This window comes from Solitalea agri (assembly GCF_023914155.1).
GTDB classification, from domain to species: domain Bacteria; phylum Bacteroidota; class Bacteroidia; order Sphingobacteriales; family Sphingobacteriaceae; genus Solitalea; species Solitalea agri.
On the sequence record NZ_JAMWYS010000053.1, the window covers coordinates 226,431 to 240,400 of the forward strand.

Annotated in this window: 9 protein-coding genes; 5 read left to right on the top strand and 4 right to left on the bottom strand. The window is 37.3% G+C overall.

Annotated elements, in window-relative coordinates; translation table 11 throughout:
- Nucleotides 1-172: 172 nt before the first annotated feature.
- From NF867_RS15490 to NF867_RS15505, 4 genes are all read right to left on the bottom strand, one after another.
- Complete coding sequence (locus NF867_RS15490) at nucleotides 173-1,372, bottom strand: OmpA family protein (protein ID WP_252589291.1); 1,200 nt, start codon at nucleotides 1,370-1,372, stop codon at nucleotides 173-175.
- Between the two features lie 355 nt (nucleotides 1,373-1,727).
- Nucleotides 1,728-2,072, bottom strand: a complete 345-nt coding sequence (locus tag NF867_RS15495; protein ID WP_252589292.1) for a hypothetical protein — start codon at nucleotides 2,070-2,072, stop codon at nucleotides 1,728-1,730.
- Nucleotides 2,073-2,197: 125 nt separating this feature from the next.
- Nucleotides 2,198-3,283, bottom strand: coding sequence for an alkaline phosphatase family protein (locus NF867_RS15500; protein WP_252589293.1), 1,086 nt, complete (start codon nucleotides 3,281-3,283; stop codon nucleotides 2,198-2,200).
- Between the two features lie 198 nt (nucleotides 3,284-3,481).
- A complete protein-coding gene (locus NF867_RS15505) occupies nucleotides 3,482-5,326 on the bottom strand; it encodes an arylsulfatase (protein ID WP_252589294.1) in 1,845 nt (614 codons plus the stop codon).
- A 250-nt stretch (nucleotides 5,327-5,576) separates the two neighbouring features.
- Here NF867_RS15505 and NF867_RS15510 point away from each other — a divergent pair, with 250 nt between their 5' ends.
- From NF867_RS15510 to NF867_RS15530, 5 genes are all read left to right on the top strand, one after another.
- Nucleotides 5,577-6,848: a hypothetical protein gene (locus tag NF867_RS15510; protein WP_252589295.1), complete on the top strand. Its 1,272-nt coding sequence runs from the start codon at nucleotides 5,577-5,579 to the stop codon at nucleotides 6,846-6,848.
- 298 nt (nucleotides 6,849-7,146) lie between these two features.
- Nucleotides 7,147-8,445: an aminotransferase class V-fold PLP-dependent enzyme gene (locus tag NF867_RS15515; RefSeq protein WP_252589296.1), complete on the top strand. Its 1,299-nt coding sequence runs from the start codon at nucleotides 7,147-7,149 to the stop codon at nucleotides 8,443-8,445.
- A 420-nt stretch (nucleotides 8,446-8,865) separates the two neighbouring features.
- Complete coding sequence (locus NF867_RS15520) at nucleotides 8,866-11,898, top strand: SusC/RagA family TonB-linked outer membrane protein (RefSeq protein ID WP_252589297.1); 3,033 nt, start codon at nucleotides 8,866-8,868, stop codon at nucleotides 11,896-11,898.
- 11 nt (nucleotides 11,899-11,909) lie between these two features.
- Complete coding sequence (locus NF867_RS15525) at nucleotides 11,910-13,379, top strand: SusD/RagB family nutrient-binding outer membrane lipoprotein (protein ID WP_252589298.1); 1,470 nt, start codon at nucleotides 11,910-11,912, stop codon at nucleotides 13,377-13,379.
- Between the two features lie 18 nt (nucleotides 13,380-13,397).
- The gene (locus NF867_RS15530; protein WP_252589299.1) at nucleotides 13,398-13,838 is read left to right on the top strand and encodes a hypothetical protein; all 441 of its coding nucleotides are present in this window, start codon (nucleotides 13,398-13,400) and stop codon (nucleotides 13,836-13,838) included.
- Nucleotides 13,839-13,970: the final 132 nt, after the last annotated feature.

Consider the following 13,970-nt stretch of genomic DNA (forward strand, 5'->3'; position numbering starts at 1 on the left):
TAGAAAAGGAAACTGTCGTAAGATAGTTTCCTTTTGCTTTTTAAAGGTGATATAAGCAAGTTATTAAACTTCTTTCAACTCCTAAAATCAAGGCTGTCTATCAAGTTTTAATAAAAAAAGCCGCAGTTTATATACTGCGACTTACTTATAATTTAAAAAAAACAACCCTAAACTATTTCGGCAATTTGAGGAATTCAATTTGAAGATTGTCTCCTGTTAAGGTAACGGTGTCATTGGATGTTATCGGCCCTCTGCCTTCAGTTTGCAACCGGCTTTCACTAATCTTAAATTCAGTTATAAGGCTGTTTCTTATAGCTTCGGCCTTTCTTTTAGATAAATCTGCATCAGTGTTGTTAACATTGGCCGGGCCTATAATTTTAACTTTCACAGAAGGGTTTTCTTTCAGTTGTTGAGCAATTTCTTTCAAGGTCGAATATGATTCAGGTCTGATAAGATCTGTATCTGCATCAAATAAAACTCCGGAGGTTGTAAATTTTTCACCTAATATTAGTTTTTTGTGCACATCAGGTGTTCCTGCAGATAGTTTTATATTAGAAACATAAGCGAATTTGCTGTTGGCATTTGCCGATACCTTGAAATTAATGCAATTGATAAGTGATTTTGCATCCAGCAATTTAAACTCATCAATAACCTTTGTTTCATTTATATAAATTCGCAGTCGCTCTTTTTGTCTCCATATGGAAACCCTTATTTTCTCTCCTTGCGAGTTAAAATGAGTTTCAGATGAATTGGAAACACTGAGCAATTTTTTGCAGTCGTCGGCATAACACCAATTTTCGATGGATATAAAGCCTTCTCCACCACCCACCATTCTAAACTCGGCTCCATAGTTGGTTGGTTCAGTGTCTGTTGTTTTAGCGGCATTACCTAATTGTACATAAAACCCGCCTGTGTTTTTGCCGGCATTTAGGGCCAAATCAAATTCAAATGTGAAATTTTCGGGTAGGTCATTCACAATAAACTCGGGGCGATAAGTAGCATTCTGACCCATAGAAAGCCATTTGCCAGGTAGGTTATTGAGTGTTGTAATTTCACCCAGTCCATTGGTGTTCCATGTTTTAGGAAAGCTGCCAATTTCTGTCTGGCTAAAATCTTCATAAGCGATCAATTGTTCTCCTGTAATAAAATCGAACTTGGAATACGACTGAAATATAGAAACCGGAGGTGTATCGTTTGTATGGGGGGCTATATTTTGTGAGAGTATTGAATTCGGCCTTTTGTTAAGCTCCGTGATCTGTTGGTTGGTCTTGTCGTTTAACTTTTGAAGCGAATTGCCTGGATATTCATCGGTTTGTGCATAAGCACCAAAAGCTAACGCCAACAGTGCCCCTGTGAATAATGGTTTTTTCATGGTTTAATCGTAGTTGAGTCTGTTTAATTGTATAAATCGGTTTATAAGTTGAATGCTGATAATTATCATTTATCAGCCAACCAAATTGAATATCCTAACTGAAGGTTGAATTTCAAATAGCGGAGTTAAAAAAATGACTTTAAAGTAATTATTTGGGATTTTTTGACTCTAAATTCTCTTGTTTTCGTAAGTCTTTTCTCATTGTTGTAATGAGTTCGGCAGATGTTGTTGAAAGTATTAAATGAAGCGTCGTGTCTGGAAAGCTTTTTGATTGGTCAATCATATTCAAACAAAAGCCCCTGAAAAATGATTCGTCATTCTTCAGGGGCTTCCTTATTGAAAAGCTAAATTACAGCTACTTTAGTTCATAGTCGGCTTTAACTTCTGTTTTTCCATCTCCATCAGTATCATTGTCAATTTTTTCTGATACTAAAACACCATCTACGTAAATCTGACCTGTTAATCTACCTCCTGTTGATTTTGCATTCAGACTTAAGGGAGAACTTTCACTTACCATTACAGTAGTATCTTTAGTACCGGTAAAAGGTACTTTGAAAGCCTGAACAGTGCTTTTGAAATTAAATTTAACATCGGTAACTGAAGTGCCGGTTACTAAAAATCTAACTTTTTTTGCTGAATCATCTTTCTTACAGCTGGTAATTAATAAAAGGGCTGAAAATAATAGTACTACTGGCTTCATTGTTTTGATTTAGTTTAGGAAAATTATTAATAAAAAACTCTATTAATTATTGGTTAATAAATTTTCTGTAAACATCAATAATGAAGATGAAAAGAAAATGAAAAAGGGATTTATTTTATAAGTTCTTATTTTGTTAAAGAAGTGATTGGATTTCCGGTTGACTGGGTGCTCTTAAACTCAATGCCAAGCAAATGTGCCAAGGTTGCGGCCACCTGGTTTTGGAACAACTGACCATCCGATTTTATTTCACCTGTCGATAAAACATCAGGGCCAATCGCAGCAAGCCAAATCTGGTTGGCTCCTTCGATCTTTTTACTATGATGACGCCAATTTCCATCCTTTGCCTCGCCACGTCCGTGGTCGGCTGTAATAATCAAGGTGGTTTGATCTTTATAAAATGAGTCATGCTGAATAAAATTCCATAGGTCAGCCAGATACTGATCAATGTAATTTGCCGAACGGAGGTAGAAATCATAATGCCCTTCATGCGCCCATTCATCCGTTTCGCCATGCCCAATAAATAACACGCGCGGATGATGTTGAATCATGTATTCTTTAGCCAGGTAATGCGTGAAAACATCCAAACGTTCAGCACCAAAAGGATCGGGAACCTGCGTTTGCATTACATTTAACAGCTCGGTGCTTGCACTCAAATTACTGCCTTCAACTTTTTCATAACCTGCATTAACAGGAATTTTTGAGCGATCTCTGTTAATGATATAGGGGAAAACCTCCCATGAGCCAAAAGCCGCTACTTTTCCTTTAAATTCAGGCTTGTTATTTAAAAACTCAAGAACGGTTACATTAGGATTATTCTTTTTGTTGTTGGAATTTACAGCAGTGTCGGCATAACCGCAAAGTAGCTCGCTATACCCCGGATAAGAGAACCAATATGGATTGGTTACATCCACCTTGTTGTTCAAGTCACGGTTTCCATAAATCTGGCCTTGTTTAGCGATCGTACCCCATATAAAAGGCATCAGCATTTGACGACGTTCTTGCGCAGTTTCGGCCCAAAACTCCTTGGTTATACCTTTGGCATCCTGGGTGAACTCTTTGTTATTGATCAGCGATGAATCAGCTCCTCTGAACAATTCCTGCCAGCGATAGCCATCCAACGTAATAAGAATTACATTTTTAGTTTTAGGCTTTGTTTGAGCGAATGAGCAAAAAGTAAAAAGACATACAATGAGTAAGGGTAGTTTTTTCATATAAGATTTAGTTGGTGCTCTAAATTTATGGACGAATCTTTAATATCAAATAAAAACATTCATTAATAAGATGGTTGATAAAATAAAAAGGGCCCCTGAATATTCAGAGGCCCTATGAATCATTGTTTGTTATGCTGAGCGTAGAGGATGCGTTATGCGATGGTTTTTCAAAATGTCACGCTGAGTGAAACCGAAGCGTTATTTTTTAGGCGCAGTTTCAGTTTGCTGTTGCGATTGACTGTAAGCTTTAATTATTCTTTTTGTTACATCATCCCAGTTTACTAATGGGTAGATGTTGTATTGTACTGCTTGCTGATCAAACAAAGCTTTAAGCTCTTCCAATTTTTGAGGATACTTTTTAGCCAGATCAATACGTTCGTTAAAGTCCTCGTTCAGGTTATAAAGCTGCCAGGTATTATTGGTTTTATCAGCCACGCTAAAGTCATTCAATAAACCGTTGGTAATAGATGGTTTAAAGGCATAAGCTGCTTTCCAGCCATCTTTATACATACCTATAGAACCAAAAATGTAGTAGTATTGTGTAGTATGCTTCGAAATTGCTTTAGCATTGTCAAATGATTCATACAGTGATGAGCCGGTAATTGGATCTTGTTTGATTCCTTTGATTTCAGAAGGTGCTTTAATGCCGGTAATATCAAGTGTGGTCGGCAAAATATCGCTTACATGTGAATATTGATTGCGAATTCCTCCTTTTTCTTTGATTCCATTTGGATAAAACACAATTAAAGGATTATGTGTACCGCCTTCGCTGTGCGCATCTTGTTTCCAATACTTGAATGGTGTGTTCGCAGCCTGTGCCCATCCAAGTGGATAATTGGCCTCTGTTCCAGCAGGTAAACCTATATCATCAATTTTAGCGAGGTTATATTGGATGTTTTCAGCTTCTGTATATGGCTTGGCAAACAACTGACGGTCAATATCTCCATTAAGAGTGCCCTCTTTACTGGCACCGTTATCACCTAAAATTAAAACAATTACCGTGTTATCTAATTGTTTCGAAGCTTTAAGGTAATCTACTAAACGTTTGATCTCATGATCAGTATAAGTGAAATAACCTGCGTAAACCTCCATGAAACGGGTATAAAGTTTCTTTTCCTCGGCCGAAAGCGTGTTCCAAGCCTTAATATTAGGATTGCGTTCGGGTAATATGGCATTTTGCGGAATTACACCCAATTTTTTCTGATTGGCAAATACTCGTTCTCTGTAAACATCCCAACCTTCATCAAATTTGCCTTTGTATAAATCGCTCCATTCTTTTGACACTTGGTGAGGGGCGTGTGTAGCTCCTGGTGCGTAATACAAGAAGAACGGCTTGTCGGGAGCTGCAGCTTGTTGCCGTTGAAGATAAAACAAAGCTTTATCGGTTATGAGTTCGCTTAAATGTCTTCCATCTGGAGTGATTTTAGCGTTATCTTCTGCTAAGTCGGGTTTGTACTGGTCGGTTTGCGATCCTAGGAAACCATAAAAATGCTCAAAACCTTTTTCAGTTGGCCAATGGTCAAACGGGCCGGCACTATTGTTTTCTTCATCAGGTGTTAAACCATATTTACCAACTGCAAAAGTGTTATAGCCATTATCTTTTAGCACCTCTGCAATCGTTCCCGCAGTCGAGGGGATTCGACCATCCCATCCCGGGAAACCGGCAGAAAGTATCTGGTGGGCAAATCCTCCCATGTGTACCGCATGCTGGTTGCGGCCGGTTAACAGCGAGGCTCGGGTAGGGGCGCAGATGGCAGTTGTGTGGAAGTTAGTGAATCTTAATCCGTTATTAGCAAGACTGTCAATTGTTGGTGTATTAACCAATCCGCCAAAAGACGAGCTGGCGCCATAACCAACATCATCGAGTAAGATCCAAATAACATTTGGAGCCCCATTAGGTGCTTTGGGGGCTTGTGGCCAGCTTTCGGTTGATTCAGATACGGTTTTGCCGATCTTTCCCTTAAATTCCGGATTTGTTTGAGCCTGCGATTGCCAGGCTAGCAATAGGCTCAATGTTGTTAAGTAAATGTTTTTCTTTCTCATGGTGAGTTTGAATATGTTTTGCGTTAGTTACTGTACTAACAAACATAAGAAAATATTTCACATAAACTATAAAGTCTATAGAATTTATAGTTTATGTGAATTATGGAAACTAAAATCAATAACTAGGAAATTTAAAAACCATGAATATCTTTACCTGAAGATTCTGAAAAGGTATTTGGGAGATATATGGGGCATAGACAATCGCATGAATTTTTAGCAGTAATTATAAACAGATACGACACTATCAATAATGAAAAAATACTTAATGCATTTACCACTATCATATAATTTGAGATTTATTTTAATTATTCTATCAGTCTTCGTCTCAAGTTATTGTTGTATGTCCCAAAAACTTACAAATGAAGTAAGATTGAGCAAATGGTCTAGTGAGGCCTGTGATAATACATTTGATCCTTACCGTTTAAAAACCAGAGTAACGAATATTGAATATACCGATACAACTACCATTTTTACTGTTAACTTTTCCGACAACTGCTGTGCTACCTTTAAACCAGCTATTCGTTTTTATAATAATAAATTAGTGTTTCTCCCTTATGAGGAATATACTGGCGACTATTGCACCTGTAATTGTTGCTTTACAATCAGATATGAAGTTTTTGGGTTGAAAGAAAAGAAATATAGCTTGTACTTTAACGATAAGAAGATTGTGCTTTCAGATGATTTCTATGATACGGTAAAACCATCATTTCAGTATTATAACGGAAAAAAAATTAATAGCATTAATAAATACGGCTTTAAAGAAGGTTTATGGGTAACATTTTACAAAAATGGTCATGAAAAGGAAGTGAGTCTATATCCAGAACAATCAATGTATTTTGAACCAAAAACGATCTGGTCAAAAGGGTATCATCCTAATGGAAATCTATCTTTTTACGATAGAAATGATACGTCTGAGGCCTGGTTTGAAGATAAGGAGTTAAAGTATCAATTTATTGAATTTAAAGTCGATGATACTCTCTACACAAAGCTTTTAAAAAAGTTTGATAATAAGGTGGTTGAAACCGAATTCTTGCTAAAGGGTTATCAAACATTAAAGAATGGGTTGCAATCTGATTATGCAGAAGGTTGGCAAACTGAAACGATTTATAAAAGAAAATATTTCAAAAGTGGAAAACCACAGTCTATTTTAGGTGTGGATACTAGCTATACTTGGTTTGAAACAGGACAAGTTGAGTCAAAAAGATATAAGTCAGGTATGGTGAAATTTGACACTAAAGGACAAATAGTAGAGCAAGGATTTAACTGGGTGGAAAGAGTTCCTGAATTTTATATTGATTTGCAAAACAGTCTAGATGTTCTGTTCGATTCAAATAATACAATCAGGGAAATATCTTTAAACAGAGATGAAACCACACTTGGAGGGGTTACCGGTGGTAATCGTTATTACTGGAAGTGGGATGCAAAAAAGAATCTGATTGAATCACCTAAAAATTGGAATGAGGCATTGCCTTGGGAAAGATTCAATGAAATGCAAGTGTATTTCAAAAAGGATCGCGGCTAATTAAGATAGGGTATATTAATGTAGGCATTCTTTTCATGTAATGTCTGTACGGATTTTATCAGTATATAAAGATCAATTGTTTTCCCACTGGCAATCGTGCGTCTGAGCGTAGTCGAAGGCTTTGTACTAAAAACGCTTCGACTACGCTCTGTGTGATGACGTGGAAGTAGATTGAATAATGATTATTGAGTACTCTCTGGTCTCTGATTTTAATAGAATAAGTGCTAATGTTTGCGTTTAATTGCCTAAATTTCAAATACTTATTTTTTTCTGTTCAACCAATCAATCTACATTTATCATGCAACGACGAAGTTTTTTACAACTCACAGGACTGGCTCTTGGAGCAAGTGCTATTAATCCTGTCTTTGCCTTTGATACAATTAAAATCAATAGACCTGGTTTCAGTACCTGGGCCGATATCCGAAAACAGTTTTTATTAGAACCGGGTAAAGTGCATATGTCTCAAATGTTATTGGCGACTAATCCAACCGAAGTTCGAGAAGCTATTGATCAGCATCGGAAAATGCTGAATGAAAACCCGGTTGATTACTGGGAAAATAACTGGATCCAATTCGAAGAGAAAATGAGGCAAGCTGCAGCCAACTATATTGGTGCAGAAATAGGAGAGGTGGCATTAATGGGAAGCACTACAATGGGTTTGGGTACATTATACAGTGGTTTGAAGCTTAAGGAAGGTGACGAAATACTGACCACTGTTCACGATCATTTTTCTACGGAAAAGTCGATAGAATATGGTGTGATGAAGAATAAAGCTTCAGTACGAAAAATTACCCTGTACGAAAATCCGGCAACTGCAAATGCCGATGATATGGCAACTATTTTAGCAAAATCAATTCAACCTGCAACTCGTGTTGTTGCTGTTACCTGGGTGCATTCATGCACGGGAATGAAATTGCCGATCCGTAAACTTGCCGACGTTGTTAAAAAAGCAAACGAACAACGCTCAGCTTCAAACAGGATTTACTTCTGCGTTGACGGCGTGCATGGTTTTGGTGTAGAGAATGTAAGTATGAAGGATTTAGGCTGCGACTTTTTTGCTGCCAGTTGCCATAAATGGATTTTCGGTCCAAGAGGAACAGGGCTGCTGTTTGCTAAAAAAGATGCATGGGACATGTTGGTGCCAACAATTCCGTCGTTTGATAAGGCTTATCTAGAATGGTTGGGTTTAATGCCTAAAGAGGAACTGACTTTCGGTGATGTGTTTAATGTAGGAGGTTTCCATTCATTTGAAAACCGATGGGCTTTGGATAAGGCTTTTGATTTTCATAATACAATTGGCAAGGCAAAAGTAGAAGAGCGAACCCATCAATTAAATACAATGCTTAAAGAAGGGTTAAAGGAAATTAAGCATATTAAGCTGCATACCCCTGTTTCCGCGCAACTTTCATGCGGAATTAATTGCTTTGAGGTTGATGGACTAAAGCCAGATGAAGTGGTGAAGCGTTTGCACCAGAAGAATATAATTGCCACGTCATCGCCCTATCGGATCAGTTATGCCCGTTTAACGCCAAGTATTATTAATAGCGAGGATGATGTTAAGCGATGTTTAGCTGAACTTGAACGAATAAAAACCTAAGTAAAAAGAAACTTTTTTTCATTTAAGAGGGACAATCTGACTAATAGTGATCGTCCTTTTCTTTTGATTATACCCGCTGTATAAAACTGTTGATATTAATTTTTTTTAAAGACTATGATTGGCTTGCGATTGAATTTTAATATGCTGTTTTGTATTCGTTTTGTTGCGTTATTGCAATATTAGGCAGTATTTAAATAATGTTTCTGTATTAAAACTGCATAAAACTGCTTAAAATGCATTATTTTTAATCGTAACGAGTATGTTACATGCGTGTTTGTGCGTTTTTGTGAAATAATATTTTATGTTTGAATTGTCGGGGGATATATAATTTTTCCTCTGATAAGGTCGGGGAGAATGGTGCCAATAATTATGAAGTTAAATGTTGAACCAAAAATTACTTATCAATTCAAACAGTTTATTATGAAACAAAGACTACTCAATTTCTTACTCGTGGGATTGGTCTTTATGTCGCTGCAGGTTTTTGCACAGCAAAAGGAAGTAACAGGGACTGTTATTTCAGCAGAGGATAATCAGCCAATTCCGGGAGTTTCAGTGCTCATCAAAGGAACCGCTAAAGGGACTCAAACTGACGTTAATGGTTTTTACAAAATTAGTGTTGAACAAGGTCAAACACTTGTTTTTAATTTTGTAGGAACAAAAGAGGCTAGCGTTACTGTTGGCAGCTCATCTAAAATCAATGTTACATTACAATCTGATGCAAAAGCATTGGGTGAAGTAGTGGTAACAGCTTTAGGTCAGAAACAAAACAAACGATCACTGGCATATGCTGTGCAAGAGATTAAAGGTTCTGATCTGAACGATGGAAATCAAACCAATGCTCTTAACGCTTTAAAAGCTAAAGCTGCAGGTGTTCAGATTACAAGTTCAGGCGGTGCAGCAGGAGCAGGATCGCGCATCCAGATTCGTGGTGTAAACTCATTAAATCCAAGCGCAAACAACCAGCCTTTGTTTATCATTGATGGTGTTCCGGTTTCAAACGAAACGGATAACTTCGGTGGATCTTCAGGAGATAGCTTTCAGAACACTAACCGTTTTTCGGATATCAACCCTGATGATATTGAAAGCATGACCATTCTTAAAGGCCCTTCAGCATCTGTATTATATGGTTTACGTGCTGCAAACGGTGCAGTTGTAGTTACTACAAAATCAGGTAAAGCAGGTAAGGCAAGTATGAATTATAAAGTATCATACAGCTTTGATGATGTGACCAAAACTCCTCCAATTCAAACTCGGTATGGTAATGGTAATAATGGCATGTATACACCAAGTGTAAATACATGGGGCCCGCTTGTAAATGGCGCTCCAACATACAATCCGTATGATATGTATTTCCAAACTGGTCATCAATTACAAAATTCGTTCACAATGAGCGGAGGGTCAGAAAAAGCGACTTATTTTACCTCGATTTCGAATTCTTCACAAACAGGTGTTGCTCAAAACTCTGATTATGGCAAAACATCCATTCGTTTAGCAGGAACTTTACGTGCTTCTGATCAGGTTAAGTTTGACGCATCTGCGAATTATATTCGTTCGGGAGGTACTAATCCAAGAGTGGGGGTAAGCTCAGGAGCTATTTTCTACTTAATGAAGCATACCAATACTGTTGATCCAAGTGATTATCTAAATGCAGATGGAACTGAAAAAGTTTATAATGCTGCAATTAATAACCCGTTTTATTTTTCTGAAAACGCATTCTTAAATGATAATGTAAACCGGGTTATTGGAAATCTGGGAGTTGACTATTCTCCGTTAAAATGGTTATCGTTGAATTATAAAATTGGTTTGGATAACTATTCGGATTTCCGTCGAAACTATAATGAAACAGGTTTGTTAATTAGCTCTCTTGGTTCAATGGGCGAACAGCGTATAGGATATTCAGAGGTTAACTCTAATTTTATTGCTAAAGCCAACCAAAGATTAAGCGAAAACTGGAATGCAAACTTTTTGATTGGTCAGTCTTATACTAATATCAAAAGATCAAGCTTATCAACAAGTGGTAGCCAGGCAATTGTTCCAGGTTTAGAAAGTATTAACAACTATGTAGTTTATCAGTCTTCAAATTATCCAAGCGAAAAAAATATGATTGGTGTTTTTGGAGACGTGAAAGTTGACTACAAGAATCAGTTGTTCCTTAGCTTAACAGGAAGAAATGACTGGTCATCTACTTTGCCTAAGCAGAACAGATCATTCTTCTATCCTTCTGCAAGTGTAGCTTATGTATTTACTGAGCTTCCTTTCTTGAAAAATAATTCAATCTTAAGCTTCGGTAAATTCAGAGCATCGTACGCTGAGGTGGGTAAAGATGCTGACCCTTACCAAATTGGTGTATATTATTCAACCTTACAAGCATATAGTGGTGTAAGCGGTATTTACAGAAATACATCTTTAGGTTTCGAAAACCTAAAACCAGAAAGAACTAAAGGTATTGAGTTTGGTGGTGAGTTTAGATTCTTAAATGATCGAATTACTTTAGACGCCAACTACGCAATTGCAAATAGTATTGACCAAATCGTGCCAGTTCCGGTTAGTTACTCATCAGGTTATGATGTGTATGTAACCAATGCGGGTCAAATTAGAAATAAAACCCTTGAATTCGTTTTAAATGCAACGTTATTGAATAAAAGTGATTTCAAATGGGATTTGAACGCTAACTGGGCACAAACTAAAGGTCGTGTAATTTCAATGCCTCCGGGAGTGAATGAAATTATCTTTAACCCAGCAACACCTTGGAATAAGCAAATTATTAAAACAGGTGGTCGTCCTGGTGATTGGTATGGTTGGCCGTTAACTCGTGCTCAAAATGGCCAGTTATTAATTGGTGCTGATGGGTATCCAATTGTTCCTTCAAACTTAGATCAAAACACCTTAATTGGTAATGCTTACCCTGATTGGACTGGTGGTTTAGGTAGCTCATTGTCATACAAGGGCTTATCGTTCTCATTCTTGTTTAACTTCCGTAAAGGTGGTTTTGTGAATGATATTGTTAAATGGCAACGCTATACAACAGGTATTGGTGCTGAAACAGAGATGAGAAATACCATGGTTGTGTTTAAAGGGGTTGTGAATAAAGGAACAACTGAAAATCCAGTTTATGAGCAGAATACTAAACAGGTAATGATTGATCAGAACTTTTATAATGCAGCATTCCGCTACCGTTTATCGTCTGAAAACAATGGTTTCCAGGATGCCTCATGGATCAGATTGCAAAATGTTTCTTTAGGTTATAATTTACCTACAACTTGGTTGAACAAGACCTTTGTTAAATCTGCTTCTGTATCGGTTACAGCAAATAATTTATGGGTAACTACTCCGTTTGTTGGGTTTGATCCTGAGTCAAGTACTTATGGTGCAGGTTCTAACGCGGTAGGTTATGTTGGTACAGGTGTGCCTTCTACCAGAAATGTTTATGTTGCCTTTAATGTTAATTTCTAGTTAAGACTTATATGAAATCAAAATATATCAAACATTCATTGGTGGCACTTGGTTTGGGCATGGTTACGGCTTCATGTGGGAATCTTTTAGATATCAATGATGATCCGGCCAGACTAACCAGTAATCAAGTAACAATTTCAGGATTGCTGCCAACTGCAATTCAATACACCGCAAACTCATACTGGAATGTTGGACAGTATGGTAATTATTATCCTCAATACTTAGCTGGACATTCGGGTCAGGAAAAAAATATCGACTCGTATACTCCTTATGGTTTTGATAATATTTGGGAAACCTCTTACCTAAGAGCTATGCCTAATTTAAAAGAGCTTATTGATAGAGCTGAAGCTCAGGGAGCTCCACAGTATGCTGGTGTGGCCAAGGTTTTAATGGCACTTAATTTAATGCAATGCACTGATTTATGGGGAGATCTTCCTTATAGCGAAGCATTTAAAGGAAGCGCGGTGTTAATGCCAAAGTATGACAAGCAACAGGATATTTATGGTGTACATCTTAAAAATCTTTTGGATGAGGCTATTGCTGATTTAGATCAGGCACCTCCAGCTTCGGCAACTTTAAAGGTAGGGGCGAGCGATTTGATTTATGGTGGAACTATTGCAAAATGGAAAATGGCTGCTTACGCTGTTAGATCAAGATACTATTTGCATTTAGGTAAAAAGGATCCTGCTAATTATGCTAAAGCTGCTGCAGATGCTCAAAATGCATTTAATGATAGAACCGGAGCTGCTGACTTAGAATTAAAGTATCCTGCCGATCGAGTAATTACCTGGTCATGGTACAGCTATATTTTTAAAACAGCTGCGGCCAGCCGTTCTGCTCGTCCTTCTAAATATTTTGTTGATTTAATGAATGGGTCTGCAACAGGTGTTTATCCTGGTTTGGTTGATCCTCGTATCTCAAAATTAGTTGATAACGGTGGTGCTGCCACTTATGTTGGTCGTCCGGTGGGTGTTTTAGGTACTGATGCTGGTGCAGCTGCGGCTAATACTGATCTTACCGATAAAACTTTTTACGGTAAACAGTTTACTGTTACTCCTCTTATTTCATATGCTGAAGTTCAGTTTATCAAAGCCGAATCATTGTTTTCTACTGATAAAGCTGCATCATATGCTGCATTTTTAGAAGGCATCAAAAGCAGCATGTTAAAATTTGGAGTTGATAATGCATCGATTGATGCTTATGTGAACAACTCGTTAATTTCAAAAGGAGCAGCTAATTTGACAATTTCTGATATCATGCTTCAAAAGTACATTGCTTTATTCTTGCAAATGGAGACATGGACAGACATGAGAAGACATCAGTATGACCCAACTGTTTACGTTGGTTTAACTCAACCAGGGTTAAATCAGTTAGGAACTAGCTGGGTTCAAAGAGCTAAATATCCTGATAATGAGCCTGGAAGAAATGTGAATGTGCCTAAAGTGGGTAACCAGGCTGAGAAAATTTGGTTGTTTCAATAATTCATAAAGATTAAAGTGATGAAAAAGAACTTAAATAGACTATATCTTTTCTTAATTGCTGTTTCCTCAATTGCACTTGTTTCTTGTGAAAAAGATGCTGATCAATGGTTGCAGGATAATGTAACCGTGATAGGAAAGTATGCCAACATTGCAAAATTTAGCGCTCCAAGTGCTACCGCGGCTGCTGGTAGCAAAATAAAACTTGATTTAAGATACTGGTCTGAAGATCCGATAGATAAAATTAATTTAAAAGACTCTATTGGTACTGCAGCTAAGAAACAAGTCTTTACTACGGCTTATTCACCCGCTTATTCAGCTATTACGAAAACTGATTCGTTGATTATTGAATATACTGTACCTGCCGGTTTGGCACCAAAAACAGTTATTCTATTAGAAGCGGAAGTTGTTAATAAAAATACCCTAAAAAACACGTCAACCTTTAAGGTTACTGTTCAATAGAAATAACATTGTAACAAATGTTTCATATGCAAATGGAAATAAGGGGCCAGAAGGGCCCCTTTTGCTTACCCTTTCGTTAGGTCAAGTAAAAAAAACAATGTGCGTTTTTGTGCGTTTTTTAAATTAAAAAGT